Source organism: Haladaptatus caseinilyticus (assembly GCF_026248685.1).
Classification (GTDB): Archaea; Halobacteriota; Halobacteria; order Halobacteriales; family Haladaptataceae; genus Haladaptatus; species Haladaptatus caseinilyticus.
Genome location: NZ_CP111036.1, coordinates 1,093,132 through 1,108,946, shown reverse-complemented (window position 1 = coordinate 1,108,946; position 15,815 = coordinate 1,093,132). Strand labels below are relative to the sequence as shown.

At 58.0% G+C, this 15,815-nt stretch carries 14 protein-coding genes; 9 read left to right on the top strand and 5 right to left on the bottom strand.

Annotation, left to right across the window (positions count from 1 at the left end; genetic code table 11):
- Positions 1 to 59: 59 nt before the first annotated feature.
- Both OOF89_RS06190 and OOF89_RS06185 read left to right on the top strand, forming a co-directional pair.
- Positions 60 to 458 (top strand): DUF7534 family protein, encoded by a 399-nt coding sequence (locus OOF89_RS06190; protein WP_266079315.1) that lies wholly within the window; start codon positions 60 to 62, stop codon positions 456 to 458.
- 210 nt (positions 459 to 668) lie between these two features.
- Positions 669 to 1,508 (top strand): hypothetical protein, encoded by an 840-nt coding sequence (locus OOF89_RS06185; protein WP_266079313.1) that lies wholly within the window; start codon positions 669 to 671, stop codon positions 1,506 to 1,508.
- A gap of 80 nt (positions 1,509 to 1,588) precedes the next feature.
- Here the strand turns inward: OOF89_RS06185 and prf1 are convergent, their stop codons facing one another.
- Entirely contained in the window at positions 1,589 to 2,830 is a 1,242-nt protein-coding gene (gene prf1 / locus OOF89_RS06180) for a peptide chain release factor aRF-1 (RefSeq protein ID WP_266079311.1), read from the bottom strand.
- A 131-nt stretch (positions 2,831 to 2,961) separates the two neighbouring features.
- Here prf1 and OOF89_RS06175 point away from each other — a divergent pair, with 131 nt between their 5' ends.
- Positions 2,962 to 3,720: a superoxide dismutase gene (locus OOF89_RS06175; RefSeq protein ID WP_407661593.1), complete on the top strand. Its 759-nt coding sequence runs from the start codon at positions 2,962 to 2,964 to the stop codon at positions 3,718 to 3,720.
- Between the two features lie 277 nt (positions 3,721 to 3,997).
- The gene (minD, locus tag OOF89_RS06170; protein ID WP_266079309.1) at positions 3,998 to 5,488 is read left to right on the top strand and encodes a cell division ATPase MinD; all 1,491 of its coding nucleotides are present in this window, start codon (positions 3,998 to 4,000) and stop codon (positions 5,486 to 5,488) included.
- A gap of 165 nt (positions 5,489 to 5,653) precedes the next feature.
- Here the strand turns inward: minD and argS are convergent, their stop codons facing one another.
- The 3 genes from argS to OOF89_RS06155 all read right to left on the bottom strand — a co-directional run bounded on the left by argS (position 5,654) and on the right by OOF89_RS06155 (position 9,951).
- Positions 5,654 to 7,405 (bottom strand): arginine--tRNA ligase, encoded by a 1,752-nt coding sequence (argS, locus tag OOF89_RS06165; RefSeq protein WP_266079307.1) that lies wholly within the window; start codon positions 7,403 to 7,405, stop codon positions 5,654 to 5,656.
- Between the two features lie 51 nt (positions 7,406 to 7,456).
- Positions 7,457 to 9,271, bottom strand: a complete 1,815-nt coding sequence (locus tag OOF89_RS06160) for a twin-arginine translocase subunit TatC (protein WP_266079305.1) — start codon at positions 9,269 to 9,271, stop codon at positions 7,457 to 7,459.
- Between the two features lie 341 nt (positions 9,272 to 9,612).
- Positions 9,613 to 9,951 carry a hypothetical protein gene (locus OOF89_RS06155; RefSeq protein ID WP_266079303.1) on the bottom strand — a complete coding sequence of 113 codons (339 nt, stop codon included), beginning with the start codon at positions 9,949 to 9,951 and terminating at the stop codon, positions 9,613 to 9,615.
- A 126-nt stretch (positions 9,952 to 10,077) separates the two neighbouring features.
- On the opposite strand from OOF89_RS06155, the gene twy1 reads away from it, so the two are divergent.
- Positions 10,078 to 11,121, top strand: coding sequence for a 4-demethylwyosine synthase TYW1 (gene twy1 / locus OOF89_RS06150; protein WP_266079301.1), 1,044 nt, complete (start codon positions 10,078 to 10,080; stop codon positions 11,119 to 11,121).
- Positions 11,122 to 11,133: 12 nt separating this feature from the next.
- Here twy1 and OOF89_RS06145 read toward each other — a convergent pair whose 3' ends face one another.
- Complete coding sequence (locus OOF89_RS06145; protein ID WP_266079299.1) at positions 11,134 to 12,498, bottom strand: alpha-amylase domain-containing protein; 1,365 nt, start codon at positions 12,496 to 12,498, stop codon at positions 11,134 to 11,136.
- A 239-nt stretch (positions 12,499 to 12,737) separates the two neighbouring features.
- Here OOF89_RS06145 and OOF89_RS06140 point away from each other — a divergent pair, with 239 nt between their 5' ends.
- The 4 genes from OOF89_RS06140 (at position 12,738) to OOF89_RS06125 (ending at position 15,740) form a co-directional block, all read left to right on the top strand.
- Positions 12,738 to 13,442, top strand: coding sequence for a CTP-dependent riboflavin kinase (locus OOF89_RS06140; protein ID WP_266079297.1), 705 nt, complete (start codon positions 12,738 to 12,740; stop codon positions 13,440 to 13,442).
- The gene (ribB, locus tag OOF89_RS06135; protein WP_266079295.1) at positions 13,439 to 14,098 is read left to right on the top strand and encodes a 3,4-dihydroxy-2-butanone-4-phosphate synthase; all 660 of its coding nucleotides are present in this window, start codon (positions 13,439 to 13,441) and stop codon (positions 14,096 to 14,098) included. The genes OOF89_RS06140 and ribB overlap by 4 nt, the downstream gene beginning before the upstream one ends.
- Before the next feature lie 136 nt (positions 14,099 to 14,234).
- Positions 14,235 to 14,639 carry a DUF5518 domain-containing protein gene (locus tag OOF89_RS06130; RefSeq protein ID WP_266079293.1) on the top strand — a complete coding sequence of 135 codons (405 nt, stop codon included), beginning with the start codon at positions 14,235 to 14,237 and terminating at the stop codon, positions 14,637 to 14,639.
- 171 nt (positions 14,640 to 14,810) lie between these two features.
- Positions 14,811 to 15,740 carry a branched-chain amino acid transaminase gene (locus OOF89_RS06125; RefSeq protein ID WP_266079291.1) on the top strand — a complete coding sequence of 310 codons (930 nt, stop codon included), beginning with the start codon at positions 14,811 to 14,813 and terminating at the stop codon, positions 15,738 to 15,740.
- Positions 15,741 to 15,815: the final 75 nt, after the last annotated feature.

The window sequence follows — 15,815 nt, the reverse complement described above, 5'->3', positions numbered from 1 at the left end:
GCATGGGTTCGAACCGAATCCACGGTAAATACTTGTAGTATCAATACGGACTCATGTCCATGCCCTCCCTGCCTCCCGTGTATCTCGTGTCCCTCGCCATGTACGTGGTCACGGTTCTCTCGGTGAACTACTGGGTGTACTCCGACGCCACTGCTCGAGGAAGTTCGTTTCCTTCGTTCTGGAGCATTTCGTCCGTTTTCTTCTGGCTCCCCGCACTGTACTACTTCATCAGGTATCGTCACCTTCACGAGCGACAGCGACCACCGACACGTGGAAACCGTATCGCGCAGACGCTCGCAATCAGCAGTCTCTCTGCGACGGTTGTCACGACTTTTTTCGCACCACCCGACCAGTTTACGCGAACACTCCTCGTGCCTGCCTGCTTCGCAGGTACCCTTTCAGTCACGTACGTTCTCGTCTACCGGCGTCAGTACAAGCGAATTCCGGGGATTGCCTGACGGCGTACACTGACAATCGATACTCGATTCCGGTTGTGGCGCTCCCTTTCAATATCAGCGAGTGAATTTATAAGCTAGTCTCTCGGACTGTGTATGGACAGGACTCCGATACAGTCTCTCCGGGTTCTCGGAACACCGTGTTGGTACCGTCAACACACCTTCCGGTCGTCCGTAACTGCTTTCGTGAGTTTCCGAACTCCCGTGATTCCAATGCCCGACCGATTCGACGACCTCACAGACGAGTTAGCACAGTCGCTCGCGGACTTCGAGAGTTCGCGGTCGGAACAGCCACCTGCGGACGACGACGCCGACAGCTCCCTCGAAGCGTTCACGGATCGCGTTCGGACGTCCGTCGGACGACTCGAAGCCGCCTTCGAATCCGCCGAAACGTTCGACAAGGTAACCACCACGGCTGACGACCTCTGGACGGTTCTCGACGAAGGTGAAGACGTCTTCGACTCGTTCGACGCGGAGGCGTTCTTCGAGACGGTTGACGTTTCGGAGTTACCGAACGTCATCGAACTCGCCAACGTTCCGGAAGCGGTCGAGAGTGGTGACCTTCGAAAGGCGCTCGACCTCAAAGCGCTCGCGAAAACCGTCGATTTCCGCGAGTTCTGGAGTTCCGAGGAGATGCAGAAGATATGGGAGGAGAGCAAGGAGTTCTCGGACGCCCTCGGCGGCGGTAGTGGGGAAGACGATGCGGATTCGGAACTCGCCGAAACGACCGACAAACAGTCCGAAATCGCCGCGGAGGCCACCGAAGGAAAGCTTCAGTCCCAGCTGGCGGAGAACGTGGAGGATTTCCGCGAACAAATAGAGACGGCCCGCGACCGACTACAACAGCAGATAGAAGCAAGCGAATTGGGGTCGGGTGGCGAAGGCGGGTCCGCGAGCGAAAGCGTCACCGCCGGTTCGACGATGCCGGAAAACCGTCCGGATATGGAGGTCAGTACGGGATTCTCGACGATGCCGAGCGATCGTCCGGATATCGACGTTACCCTGAACCATTCCACGATGCCAAAGGGACGAACGGAGTCGGGCGACGAATAGCCGACTCCGTGGTTCTCTTTTCCAGAAGTCCGCTCGAAACACGACGAAAACGAATCCGCAACGGAAGGACAGTAGTCGGGTTAGACGCCGGTCGAATATCGCAGGATGCCAGCGACGCCACCGAAGGCGTTCAACAGCTGTTCGCCTTTCTCGAAGTCCGTACTGATGAACTTGGTTTCCGTGCCGCGCTGTTCGGCGATGGTCATCAGGTATTCGATGGCGTCCTCTCGTTCCACCATCTCGGCCTCCGAACCGTCACCGCAGGTGTGTTCCGGCGTGTTCTTTCGCCGGTCGATGAACTCGTACTCCTCCTTGTCGCCACAGTCGTAGACGACCACGTCCCTGCGAAGGTCTTCGGAAAGGAGGAGGCGGTCAACAGCACCCATCACGAGGTTTCTGCGCGTCGGCTCGAACCCGTACGTGGCGAGGTCGCCCTCGTTGAGCTCCTTGAAGAACGTCTCCATCTCCTGTTTGTCCTTCATTACCTCGGCATCGGCAAGCGTGTCCGATGCGGCGTCTACGATGTCATAGAGCCCGGATTCGTCGGTGTAGGACACGTCGAACTTTCCGAGAACCATGTCCCGAAGTTCGTGATGGAGATAATCCCCGTCGAGGAATTCGTCCTTGGTCGGCGATGGGCCGCCGACGAGGACGCCGTCCATCTCGTGGCGCTTTGGAACGAACAGGTCGTTCGCCATTCCCGCGACTTCCTGATAGAAGTTATCGATCGCTTCCAATCGAAGGCGGGCGAAACGCTGGGCGGACTGCCCACCTTTTCTCTGCTTCCCTGGCACGAGCGACGATGCGGATTTGACGGGTTCGACCCGTTTGCCCTTCAGCCAACCGACGTTGGCCTCTCGTCGGTCGAGCACGACGAGACCGTACAGTCCCTTGTCGCCGAGCATCTCCTCTAGCGGTTCCGTGAGGAACGCCGAGTCGCAGTGGTACCGGAACGATTGCACCGGTTCTGGGGGGTCTTCCAGCGCTTTGGTGACCATCTCGGTCTGGCCGCCGCCGGAGTTGATCGCCCCACTGAAGAGAACGAGACCGTTGTCCGGCGGGAACGTATCGTAGTAGCGAAGCCTGTCTTTGATGGACGTTAGTGCGTCCTGAACGTTCGTTCGCGTTTGTTTCGACTTGATGTTGCTCGCTTCGCTGTGCTCCTGTGTAACGTGCGCGACCACGTCGCTGATTTGCTTGTCCGATGGAATGTAGATGGTGACGAGTTGTGTCCCAGAGCCTTCGTACTGTTTTAGGTCCTCGATGACCTTCTGGAACTCGTATTTTTTCCTGTCGGACTGTCCTTCCTCCTGCTGGCTCATTACTCCCATCTAGCCGCCTCAATCGGTAAGTACCCTTTGACCTCCCATCGTCTTTGCTGACAAACCTATTTTCGAATCGGCCAATTATCTTTTACTGCTTGATTTAATATTTTATAATTGTGGTATAGAATATGATCAACAGAAACGAACCGACGACGCCGCCCACGGCCTCAACGCGCCGGTCGTTCCTCCAAATGACCGGTCTTACCGCCGGAATCGTCGGTATTAGCACGCCGACCGCAATCGCAAACGACGAAACTACTACCACGACCATGACGTACGAACTTCCCCCGCTCCCGTACGAGTACGATGCATTGGAACCGACCATCGATGCGAAAATAATGCGATTACACCACGACAAGCATCATCAAGGCTACGTCGATGGTGCGAACGCTGCGCTCGAATCGCTAGCGGAAATGCGACAGTCGGGGAATTTCGACGACGTAAAAGCAGTCAAACGCGATCTTTCGTTTAACCTATCGGGGCACGTCAATCACTCCGTGTTCTGGAAGAGTATGTCACCGGACGGTGGCGGAAAACCGAACGGTGAACTCGCCGACGCCATCGACGAGCATTTCGGATCCTTCGAGGGATTCAAGGAGGATTTCTCCGCAGCAGCCAAAAACGTCGAAGGCTCCGGTTGGGGTATGCTGGTCTTCGACCACATTTCGAACGAGCCGATGGTCATTCAGGCCGAAAACCACAACGATATCGCAGTTCAAGGCTCGACACCCCTTCTCGTTCTGGACGTTTGGGAACACGCTTACTATCTCCAGTACGAGAACAAACGCGGCGACTACGTCGATAACTTCTGGAGCGTCGTAGACTGGGACAGCGTTGCAAAGCGGTACGAGACGGCTCGGAACGCGAACGTCTTCGACGACTGCTGACGACTCTCCTCATCGCTGCCCGTTCCGGCGAGTCGTCCAGTTCCAGTACGCTCGATCTTTTGAAGTCTATTGCAAAAGTGGCCAGTACAACCTTCGTTGAAAGTCGATAGGAAGCAGTACGGCGCCGGATGGGAGACCGTTCACGTATCCAGTCATGACCGTGCCGTTCCATTATCATTGTGCTCCGAGTAGTTGGTCGATCGTAAGGCGCGATAGTTTCGTCCCGCCAACGGACTAGGTTTATATACGTGCTATTGTTCGGTTTGACGTAACAACCATGACTGGGACAGTATACGCGGTTGCTAGCGGAAAAGGAGGTGTGGGAAAGACGACGACCGCAATCAATCTCGGCGCGATGCTCGCGGCGGCAGAGCATGAGGTCATCGTCGTGGACACCGACCTCGGGATGGCGAACGTCGAAGGATATCTCGACTTCGACCCGGCTGGTTCGACCCTCCACGAGGTGCTCGCGGGCGAAGCAGCTGTCGAGGAGGCGATTTACGATGCACCGGGGAATATCGATGTACTTCCGAGCAGCACCGATATTCACGCCTTCGCCCAATCGCAGACGGCGAAACTGCAGCAGGTCGTCGCCCAGCTTCGTGAGACGTACGAGTACGTCTTGCTCGATACTGGCGCGGGAATCAGTTACGACACTATTCTTCCCCTTTCGCTCGCGGACCGCGTTCTCCTCGTCACGACGCCGGATGTCGCTGCAGTGCGCGACACCGCCAAAACCGCGGAGCTCACAGCACGTGTCGATGGTACCGTCCGCGGTGCGGTGCTCACGCAGCGAAGCAACGATATTCTGAATGCGAACGACGTGGAGGGCACGCTCGATACCGACGTTCTCACCGTCGTTCCCGACGACGAGACGGTTCCGTTGGGAATCGACGCGGGTAGACCGCTCGCCGTGTTCGCGCCGAATGCCTCCGCCGCGACTGCCTATCGCGAACTTGCCGATATCCTCACTGGCGAGACGGATACGCCGGAGCTTTCCGGCGAACCGAACCCGACGAAATCTTCGGAATCCATGTTCGTTGACGATGACTCGACACAAGTAGAATCCGACCCGGACCGTGTGCAATCCGATGCCGAAGCCGACGGGACGGATACTGATTCCGACATCCCTGACCCCGACCCCGTTCACGATCTTATCGATAGACGCGTCATCAAAACTGACGACACCTCCGATGACGGTGAACCGACCGTCGAGGCGGTGCCAAACGATGCCCCCGCGACCGTTGAATCAACGCCTGATGGCGCTAACGGTGATGAACCGGCGTTCGAAACGAGCTTCGACGAGTTGGATGCGGCTCCGGAAGACGAACCCCTCACTGCTCCTGTTGACCCCGATACAAATGCTGCGGTCAGTCCGTCCTCAGACAGCGATGATTCGGGTGAGGCCGATTCCGCGGAATCGGCCTCAATGACCGTGGCTTCGACCGAAGCTGACACGGAAACGACCGAATCCGATACTGCCATCCCCGACTCGATCGAACGTCCCGAAAAATCGACGACTGATGGGGAACTGACGGCCGCTGAGGTATCAGCGAACGATGGAAAATCGGCTGTGGACGGGTCTCCGGACCTACCGGACGAAATCGTCGAAGCCGAACCGGAGAGAGACGAGGATATCGACGCGGTTCCGTTCCAAAATGAACCGGTCCGACCGGAGTTGGACACTGACGAAATCGACGAGGAAGACGGCTCCGAAGGGAACGAAACGAACGGATTGTTCGGCCGCATCGGTTCCCTGTTCCGATAACGCGACAACACCCAAGTGATCCGGCGTGATTTACGAAGGTGGAATGGCGGATGAGGGTTCGGTTCCGTTCTGGTGGATAGTGCTGTTCATACTGCTCGCACTCGGTCTTGGGGCTGGCGCGATACTCTTCGTCGGCGGTGAGTTGTTCGTGAGCCTCCGATTTCTCTACATCGACTCCGGTGCTTCGATGCCGATGACGTTCAGCGCGTTCGCGATGGTGTGCTTTGACGCGGCTACAAGCGCGAGACGTGAATCGCGCAGGTCGTCGTCATCCGCCGTGAGGACGGGGCATTCGCGATAGAACGTGTTGAACGTCTCCGCGAACTGGCGAGTGTAGGTGGCGACAGCGTGGGGTTCGAGGTCGTCTGCGGCCTCCTCGATGACGTGCGGGAAGCGTGCGATGACTTCGATGAGTTCCTGCTCCGCGTCGCTGTCGAGAAGCGATGGATCGATGTCCGTCGGAACTTCTCCACCCGCCTCTTCGATGATTCCACAGCAGCGTGCGTGAACGTACTGTACGTACGGGGCGCTCTGGGCTTCGAAATCCAGTGCACGTTCCCACTCGAACGTAATCGTCTTGGTCGGCTGTTTCGAGATGATGTCGTAACGAACCGCGCCGATTCCGACCTGTCTTGCGATACGGTCGATGTCCCCCTCCGTGAGATCGTCGTCGCGGATGCGAGTATCTATCCGCTTTTCGACCTCTTCCCTGGCGCGTTTTTCGGCCTCGTCCAGCAGGTCGTCCATGTCGATACCCGTTCCTTTGCGGGTGCTCATGCCCCCCTCGGGGAGGTTGACCCACGAATAGTGGAACGCGGTCAGTTTCTCGGTGTCGTTACCGAGGAGTTCGAGCGCCTGCGCGAGTTGCTCGGCTTGGAGTTTGTGATCCTCGCCGATGACCGTCACGGCACGGTCGTAGTTGTCCAACTTCCATTCGTGATGCGCCAAATCACGGGTCGTGTAGAGGCTCGTGTCGTCCGAGCGGAGGAAGACGAGGTTCTTCTCGAAGCCGAATTCGGAGAGGTCGAGTTGCCACGCGTCTTCCTCGTACACCGAGTGTTCGCTCTCCTTGAGGCGCTCGACGACGTCGTCGGTGCTCCCATCGAACATGAACTGCGTCTCTTTGACGAATTCGTCGAACTCCGCCGGAAGGCGGTCCAACGTGACGCGCATTCCGGAGAGGACCGTATCGACTACTTCGCTGACACGCTCGTAGGTCGCCTCGTCACTCGCTTCGAGTCCCTGTAGGATGGTTTGAATCTCGGTTTCAGCCTCGTCCACGTCCTCGGGGTCTGCCTCTTCGAGGTAGGCATTTCCTTTGCGGTAGTAGCGCACAAGGTCGTAATCGGCGCGTTCGCGTTCCGGTTCCGGTAGGTCCTCCTCGTCGAATGTTTCGTAGGCCCAGGTGAACACGGCAATCTGTCTGCCAGCGTCGTTGACGTAGTAGTGACGCTCGACGTCGTGGCCAGCGAAATCGAGAATTCGAGCGATAGCGTCGCCCGTAATCGGGTTGCGGGCGCGTCCGACGTGAACCGGACCGGTCGGATTCGCGCTGGTGTGTTCGACCACGACGCTCTCACCGCTCGGTTCGAGGCGACCGTACTCGTCGTCCTGCCCCGAGGTAACCGCCTCGTCGTAGTACGCACTGCTCGGAAGGAAGTTGACGTAGGGACCCTGTGGTGACGCGTCGGCGATGTATGCGAACTCGCTGGCGTCTATTTCGTCCGCGATATCGACCGCGACTTTCGGTGGCGGTGCGCCAACTTCCCCGGCGAGTCGGAACGCCGCGCTAGAGGCGAGAACGGCATCTACGCCTTCTGGTGGCGTTTCGATTCCGAGGTCGTCGGTCGGGAGCGAAAGCGAAGAGAGCGCCTCGTGAAGGGCGGTCTCGACTTCCTCCCTGAACGTCAGGAACATACCCGTTCGTTCCGGGTCTGCCGGTAAATGGGTTTCTGAATATGGCGGCGGTTAGGTGGTTGCACGAACCAACCGCTCGCCAAGCGAATCGATCCAGAGGATTCCGAGGCCGACGCCATACGCCAGCATGATTGTGGTTCCGACAGCGACCATTAGTAACACGCCACCCGGCAGCAGCGACGTTGCGACCAACACGCCGACGGCGACCTGTCGCCAGTACGTTCGCATCGTTCGGTATCGGACGACACCGCTGTGGTGGAACAACAACATCGTCACCGGTACTTCGATCCAAAGGCCGATACCGACCGTCGTGGCGAAGACGAGCCAAAAGAACGCGGCAGTGCGATACGCGATGATCATATTCGCCGCGAGCGCATCAGCGACGAGGTAGGAAATCACGCTCGGCGCGACGAATCGATAGCCGACGAAACTCCCACCGAGGAGTCCGAACGATAGTACGCCCGCCCAGACGAAGAACACGTTGCGGTTGGCACGCGCCAACTCACGTGTTTCGATGGCTGGCCACGCATAATAGAGCACGAGTGGAAGGACGGCGACGACGCCGACCAGCAGGCTGACCTTCATCTCGAACGCGAGCGCTTCGACCGGATGGAGAAGGACGATGTTCACGTCGCTCGTCGGCGTCCCTGCTGGAAGGTGAATCAGGAAATCGCGTTTGATATCCCCGATTCCACCCTGATAGAGGTAGGTGAACACCAGTGCGACGACGGCCATGAAGACGCCGATGATGCGGAAGGATTTGCTTCTGAGACTCCCAATCACGAACCGCAGGTCGTAGTAGTAGCCGCCGATGTCGTCCTCCGTCGTCTCCTCCTCGGCGAACGCCGCTGCCATTCTGCTCGCGGTTCGCTCGACCGTTCCTGACATATCTCCCTCGATTTCGTTCTGCGAATCGTTCGCGACTCGTTCGTCGCGTTCGTCGAACCGGTCGAGAATCGCTTCCGCCGATTCGGAATCGCCCGAATCGAGTGCTTTGTCCGCGAGTTCGAGCGCTTTGTGTTCGGTGATATCGGCGAAAGCCTCGGGCGGCGCGGCGCGAATCCCGCTCGCATCGAGATCGACGAGGTCGATTTGTGACGGGTACCCGTCACGGGTGTCGTTTCGGCCGCTAGCCCGGTCGATGACCCTCGCGGTGCCGACCCCGACGAAGTAGAGCGCCGTCATCGGAATGGCCACGAGCGACATCGAAAACGGGTCTGGCGACCCATTCACCATCGAACTGATGACGACGATGGCGAAGATCGCGTGTCGCCAATAGTCCCGAAACAGGTCCGGTGAGACGATATCGGCGTACACCAACCCGCCCATAATCAACGGGAGTTCGGCAGTCAAGCCCAAGACGAGTGTCAACAGGAAAACGAACTGCGTCCACTCCACGATGGAGTACGTCGGCTGAAAACCCGCCGTTACCGCGTTGCCGATGAGAAAACCGAACAGGAGCGGAAGAAAAACGACGTAAGCGTATACGACGCCGCCGACGAACAGACCGATAGCAAGCATCCCGACGAGCAGGTGTGTTCGCCGCCGTCCTGGAATCCTGACCCCTCGTGCGACGAGACGATCGCGGGAGCGATACACAATCCACCCACCGGCGAACAGCACCCCGACGATGGCTCCGATTTTCGCTTGCAGGAGGACGACGTCGAATGGCGTGACCGCGACGACGACGGCGTTCGTCCCGAGCAGTTGTCCCTCCAATTCGGGCCAGATGAACAGTCGGAGGGCGTAAAACGTTCCCAAGAACCCAACGACGCCCACGACGCACGCGATTCGTAGTTCGGACCGCACGCTCCTGAGCGCAGTACCCAGCACTCCCTCTAATCGAAGTCTTTCGTGTCCCCCCATTGAAACCCCCGCGCAATCGCACTACGTAGTATCGTCTCGCGCAACTATCAACTTTCCTCGTGTGGTCGTCTCCCCTTCACCGAACGGTCCGTCCCCACCAGCGCAATATATCCGCGAACGTCAGGAACGGGTCGTTGTGCTCGTCACGTCGCACTAACCGAGTACCCCGAACCGCCAGCAAACTAAACGTAATTTTCATTCGAAGTTGCGGCGGTATCGTTTCGGAAAGGCGTCTAGGAATATTCAGAATATTGAACGAGGTTATACAAAACCAGACACAAACTGTCCGAGCGAACGGTTTTCCACAGCAAGACCTCCCAACGGAGTAACCGACACTCCCGCTACGAGTCGTCGATGCTCTCGATAACACGTTGGGAGAAATCGACCTCGGACAGCTCGTCGTTTTCGAGCGCCCGGAGCCATTCGGACTCGGCATGCCAACGTCCTATCTGCTTGCCATCGAGGTCGGTCACCGACCCGCGAAGGTTTCGTTCGACTTCGGTCAACTCACGAACCACGTTGATGACGCGCCCGACTTCCCTGTGCGGAACGACGCCTGCCTGTCCTGCCTTGATGGATTCGTACTCGACTTCGATTCGTTCGTCGTCGGTTTCGAGCGACGTAACGTAGACGCCGTGGCTCATCAGCCGCGCTTCGAGCTGGTCCGGGTCGAAAGTCATGGTCGAACAAGTGTTGGCTATCGGTAAAGGGATTGTGAGAGTATCGTTTGAAAGGGAAGACAGGTCCGAACCCGAATCCGGAACAGAGGAAAGAACGTTTTACGATTGGACGACATTCCCCCTACAATGAGCGAATCGGACACCGTCGAGGAAACCTCGACGAGCAACCAGAACTCGAAGCACTCCGATGATGGGCCAAAACAGGTAGACAACCCGGACTACCACAGCGAGAATCACACCGCCGCCCAAACTTGCGGGTGGACGGCAAACGCCCTGCGGGGTGAGGGGAAGTGTTACAAAAACATCTTCTACGGCATCGAGTCCCACCGTTGCATCCAGATGACGCCGGTTGTGAAATGCAACGAACGCTGTGTCTTCTGTTGGCGCGACCACCGTGGTCATTCCTACGAACTCGGCGATGTCGAGTGGGACGACCCGGAGGCTGTCGTCGACGCGAGCATCCGCCTCCAGCGACGACTCCTCTCGGGGTTCGGCGGCAACGACGATGTCCCACGCGAAGTCTTCGAGGAGTCGATGGAACCGCGTCACGTGGCGATCAGCCTCGACGGGGAACCGACGCTATATCCCTACTTGCCGGAACTCATCGAAGCGTTTCACGACCGGGATATCACCACTTTCCTCGTCAGCAACGGAACGGACCCCGAGATGCTGGCGGAGTGCGACCCGACACAACTCTACGTTAGTGTGGACGCCGCTGACCGGGCCACTTTCGACCGCGTGGTTCGCGCGGTGGACGACGATGCGTGGGAGAAACTCATCGACACGATGGACGTGCTCGCTGAGAAAGAGGATACAAGAACAGTCCTGCGAACCACGCTCGTCGGCGGCGAGAACGTGGAAAATCCGGATTGGTACGCCGGTTTCTACGAGCGTGCTGACCCGGATTTCGTGGAACTCAAGGCGTATATGCACGTCGGCCACTCGCGCGGCCGCCTCGACCGCTCGGCGATGTTAGACCACGAGGAGGTCGTGGCGTTCACGGAGAGGGTCCAAGAGCACATGCCCGACCACGACGTGCTAAAACAGGTTCCTGCCTCGCGGGTCGCACTGCTCTCGAAAACCGACGACACGTGGGTTCCAAAGCTAAAGAAGGATAGCGAGTTCTGGGCGCGCGATTCGATAACTGGGGAGTGGAAAAAGACCAATTGATTCCGTTCCGATTCAATACGGCGCGTAGAACACCCAGCCCTCCGATGGAACCGTAATATCAACCCAGCCGTTTCCGTCGGTCGTGATGTCACTGCTCGTTCCGCTGTAATCCTTGAGCGTCGTGCTCGTCCACGAGGTGTACACCGACTGGGTGCGGGAACCGCCGCCATTGTTGATGCCGACGAGTAAGTTATTGTATCGCTCGTAGACCGCAAGGTCACCGTCAGCGTGTCGCCAGTAGGTCTCGCCGCCTGCGAGGTTCTTTTTGGTCCACACCATGTTGTTGACGTCGCTGTCGTCCAAAATGGCGTTCGGGTAAAGGTTGTAAATCATGGGCGTGCCCTCGCTGGTGAGAACGAACGCGTGGGCGAGATAATACTGCGAAGGCGCTCCCTCGTCGTGGTTCTGCACGAAGGGGTGGGCGTGCCACGGATCTTGTGCCACGACGCCCGCGCCCTGAAGACGGCTCATGTCGCCGCCGGAGAACACGTCGTGGAGTACGTAGTACAGTGGATAATCGAAGGCGTCCATTCCCGTGTCGATGTAGCCTTGAACGTAATCCACGCTTCCGTCGAACACCTCGCCGATTCGGGCCATTCCGAGTTCGTCGGCCTTGGGATTGGCGTAATCGCGCCAGTACTTCTCCTCGACGTGCTTGACCGCGTCGTAGCGATAGCCGTCCGCACCGAAGGAGGCTATCTTCTCCATGTAGTTCATCAGTTCCCCACGGACGTAGTCGGAGGTGGACCTGTCGTACTGTGCGAGGTCGGGGAGGCCGAGGAGTTCGCCGTGTTCGACCTGATGGTCGTCGTTCCAGTCGTCGATGGACCCGACGCAGTGATGAAAATCGTTGTACGAAAAACGAGGGAAATCGTAGTCGTATCCCGTCGCCATGTGGTTCATCACGCAATCGACGTACACTTCGAGTCCGTGGTTGTGGACTTCATCGATGAGTGCCTGGAGGTCGGCCTCCGTTCCGAACTCGCTGTCGAACGTGGTGAAATCCACCGGTTGATAGCCGAGTGGAGGATCGTTGCGGCCGTTCTGGTCCCCCCACGTCAGGTCGCTCTTTTGTGGTGCCTGTATCCAAATCGCATCGTAGCCTCTGTCGGCGACCTTCGAGAGGTTGTTCGTGATCGTCGGCCACGTCTCGTGGAAGTATTGGAAATGGACCGGTTCACCCGCAGCTTCCGTTCGCCCCGTGAGTTCGGATAACCCAACACCGAGTCCGGCGACTGAAAGTCCCCCGACGAACGCACGGCGCGTCAAGTCCGGACGCCGAGCGCTCGGTTCGTCGGATGCTTCCCTGCTCTCCTCGTCTGCGTCTTGCCCATTTTGAACATCGGTATCACATTGTGTGTTATCCTCTGCCTTCATACATCTATGATGTACTATCACAACATACATTAAACTAGCCAATTTTCAATTAAATTCCAATAATTTCGATAGGTATATTGGGGGCAAATGCCCCCTCGTGGCGTTGAAAACCAGCAAACTTAGATATCGTCACACAGTAGGTGTTATTCCAACTGTGGGGCTCCGTCCCACTCCATCACACTTCTGTTATGCATATCGCTTCCGGCATACTTAAACGAACGAAGCACTGAATACCGAGTATGCCAGCGACATCGCTCGTGGTCGGGTACGACGAACTCGCCGCTCTGAAACTGCTCGCCATCGATGGTGCACTCGAGAGCGAGGTCAAAGTGTCGTGTGCGGACCTCGCCGACCGTCTTGATGCCTCCAATCAGACGGCCTCTCGTCGCCTCCAGCGATTGGACGATGCGGGTCTCATCACCCGCGAAATAGTCAGTAACGGTCAGTGGGTCGCCATCACCGACGACGGCGAGTGGGAACTGAAACGCGAGTACGAGGACTATCGGCGTATCTTCGAAAACCTCTCCGGCGTCGATCTCTCCGGCACGGTTACCGGCGGCATGGGGGAAGGTCGTCACTACATTTCACTGTCGGGATATATGGAACAGTTCATGGACCGATTGGGCTACGAACCGTTCCCCGGCACGTTAAACGTCGAACTGACGGCCGAAAGCGCTCGCTCCCGGTCCGCGATGGACGCACTTGACCCAGTTCCAATCGATGGCTGGGAAGACGGCGAGCGAACGTATGGCCCTGCAGTTTGCTACCCCGCGGCTATCGAAACAACGAATGGGGACTCGTACGAGCACGCCCACGTCATCACGCCCGAACGAACCCACCACGACGAAAAGCAGTTGGAACTCATCGCGCCAGCAAAACTCCGTGACGAACTCGAACTGAGCGACGACGATCACGTAACGGTCCACGTTGAGGAGGCACCATGAACAAGACCACACCCACGACGGTCGAGCAAGCAATCGAGCAGTTCCGTAAGGGTTCTCCCCTGCTCGTCCACGACGCCGCCGACCGTGAAGGTGAAACCGACCTCATCTATCCTGCGGGAGCAGTCACATCGGATGCCGTCTCCCGACTTCGCAACGACGCCGGAGGACTGATTTGCGTCGCACTCTCACACGACGTCGCAGATGCCTTCGACCTCGCGTATATGGACGATGTTATCGACCACCCCGCGAGCGAAGGCCACGAACTCGGCTATGACTCCCGGTCTTCGTTTTCCCTGACGGTAAACCACCGCGACACCTACACCGGCATTACCGACGATGACCGCTCTCTGACGATTACCGAACTGGCGAAAGCCGCGAATACTCCCCACGAACTGAACTTCGCAGATGAGTTCCGCGCACCGGGGCACGTCCACCTTTTACGGGCCGCACCTGGCCTTCTCGACGAACGACGAGGCCACACCGAACTCGGAATCGTGCTGGCGAAAGCGGCAGGACAGCCCCCCGCTGTCGTCGTCTGTGAGATGCTAGACGACCAGACAGGCGGCGCGCTTTCACCCGAAGACGCACGAGCATACGCGGAGCGCCATGGATTCCCGTATCTCGAAGGCGCACAGATCATCGAAGCGTTAGCATAAATAGTCCGCCTTCCTCTACCGAGAGCGCAACGCATCCCTTCCGTAACGGAATTTCTCCCGCCCAATTGCAGCAATGTCTAAATACGTCTCGTAATTATGAAAAATGTTCATCGATTCACAAATCCATACTACATGTATGGACCTCAAACTAAGAGCGGTCGTATACGGAATCGTCGCAACAATCATCATTGGTTTCCTCAGCGGAGCAGCCGTTCCGTTTACCGACATGTCGCTTCCCATCGTCGGTGCTGGCTTGACCGGCATTATCGGCGGCATCGTAGCCGGATACGTCGCGGGGAGCAGACTCGGTGACGGCGCGCTCAACGGCGGTGTCGCAACCGCTGCGGGGGCAATCGTGGCACTCCTGCTCCTGACCCTTTTGGGACTGATGGCAGGACCGATTCCGGCCATCGGACTGTTCGGCTTCGGCGTGCTGTTCGTCGTCGTTGCCGCAATCCCCGGCATCATCGGCGGTGCTTTCGGCTCGTGGTTACACGGCCGTTCGGATCGCCGCGCTACCGGGCGACCCGCGGGTCGCTGAACGATCTCGTTTTTCGACGCTTCGTTCGAGTTTTCCGTTCCGTATCCGACCGCGGAGCGACGACCATGGAACGGTGACTCCCTGCCGGTTACTCTCCCCCGAGTAATTCCGAACAATCGTTCGGAGACAATCGCCAAAACTGATTACCTTGGCCTCCAATGGGACTGACGTATGAGCTTTGACGAGATGGATGTGGACACCATTTGGATGAACGGCGAGTTCGTCGATTGGGACGACGCGAAAATCCACGTCCTCACGCACGGACTACATTACGGAACGGGTGTCTTCGAAGGGGTTCGCTGTTACGACACGGAAAACGGTCCCGCGGTTTTCCGCTGGGAAGAGCATCTTCAGCGTCTGTATGACTCCTGTAAACCGTACAACATGGAAATCGAGTACGAACCGGAGGAACTCACGGAAGCTACCCTCGAACTTATCGACCGACAGGATCTCCACTCCTGTTACATTCGACCGATTGCATACTACGGCTACGACAGCCTCGGCGTCAGTCCCGGCGACTGCCCGACCGACGTAACTATCGCCGCATGGCCGTGGGGCGCGTACCTCGGCGACGACGCCCTCGAAAACGGCGTCAAAGTGATGGTTTCCTCGTGGCGAAAACACTCCTCCAGCCAGATTCCGACGAACGCCAAGACGACCGGTCTGTACGTCAACAGCCTCCTCGCTGGCGAGGAAGCCCGCCGAAACGGCTTCGTCGAGGCAATCGTCCTGAACAAGGAGGGTAACGTCGCGGAAGGTCCCGGCGAGAACATCTTCCTCGTGCGCGACGGTGAGATTTACACGCCCGGCCTCTCCCAGAGCATCCTCGATGGTATCACCCGCGACAGCGTCATCACGATCGCCGAGGAGATGGGCTACACCGTCCACGACGATGCGACTATCAGTCGCGGCGAACTCCACACCGCAGACGAACTGTTCTTTACCGGCAGCGCGGCGGAGGTCACGCCAATCCGACAGGTCGATAACGTTGAAATCGGCAGCGGAACCCGCGGCCCGGTCACCGAGGAAATCCAGTCGAAATTCTTCGACCTCGTCAACCGACGCATTGACGACCACGAAGAGTGGTTCACGTACGTTTAAACGCTCCTTTCGTTCCCACCTTTTTGCGGCGTCGGGTGTGCTCACTCACGAGACGCGTTGCGTCTCGTTCGCTGT

Bases quoted from the DNA above. Each gene is read 5' to 3' on its own strand.
- OOF89_RS06190 (WP_266079315.1), top strand. From the start codon at position 60: ATGCCCTCCCTGCCTCCCGTGTATCTCGTGTCCCTCGCCATGTACGTG.
- OOF89_RS06185 (WP_266079313.1), top strand. From the start codon at position 669: ATGCCCGACCGATTCGACGACCTCACAGACGAGTTAGCACAGTCGCTC.
- prf1 (WP_266079311.1), bottom strand. From the start codon at position 2,830: ATGAGCCAGCAGGAGGAAGGACAGTCCGACAGGAAAAAATACGAGTTC.
- OOF89_RS06175 (WP_407661593.1), top strand. From the start codon at position 2,962: ATGATCAACAGAAACGAACCGACGACGCCGCCCACGGCCTCAACGCGC.
- minD (WP_266079309.1), top strand. From the start codon at position 3,998: ATGACTGGGACAGTATACGCGGTTGCTAGCGGAAAAGGAGGTGTGGGA.
- argS (WP_266079307.1), bottom strand. From the start codon at position 7,405: ATGTTCCTGACGTTCAGGGAGGAAGTCGAGACCGCCCTTCACGAGGCG.
- OOF89_RS06160 (WP_266079305.1), bottom strand. From the start codon at position 9,271: ATGGGGGGACACGAAAGACTTCGATTAGAGGGAGTGCTGGGTACTGCG.
- OOF89_RS06155 (WP_266079303.1), bottom strand. From the start codon at position 9,951: ATGACTTTCGACCCGGACCAGCTCGAAGCGCGGCTGATGAGCCACGGC.
- twy1 (WP_266079301.1), top strand. From the start codon at position 10,078: ATGAGCGAATCGGACACCGTCGAGGAAACCTCGACGAGCAACCAGAAC.
- OOF89_RS06145 (WP_266079299.1), bottom strand. From the start codon at position 12,498: ATGAAGGCAGAGGATAACACACAATGTGATACCGATGTTCAAAATGGG.
- OOF89_RS06140 (WP_266079297.1), top strand. From the start codon at position 12,738: ATGCCAGCGACATCGCTCGTGGTCGGGTACGACGAACTCGCCGCTCTG.
- ribB (WP_266079295.1), top strand. From the start codon at position 13,439: ATGAACAAGACCACACCCACGACGGTCGAGCAAGCAATCGAGCAGTTC.
- OOF89_RS06130 (WP_266079293.1), top strand. From the start codon at position 14,235: ATGGACCTCAAACTAAGAGCGGTCGTATACGGAATCGTCGCAACAATC.
- OOF89_RS06125 (WP_266079291.1), top strand. From the start codon at position 14,811: ATGAGCTTTGACGAGATGGATGTGGACACCATTTGGATGAACGGCGAG.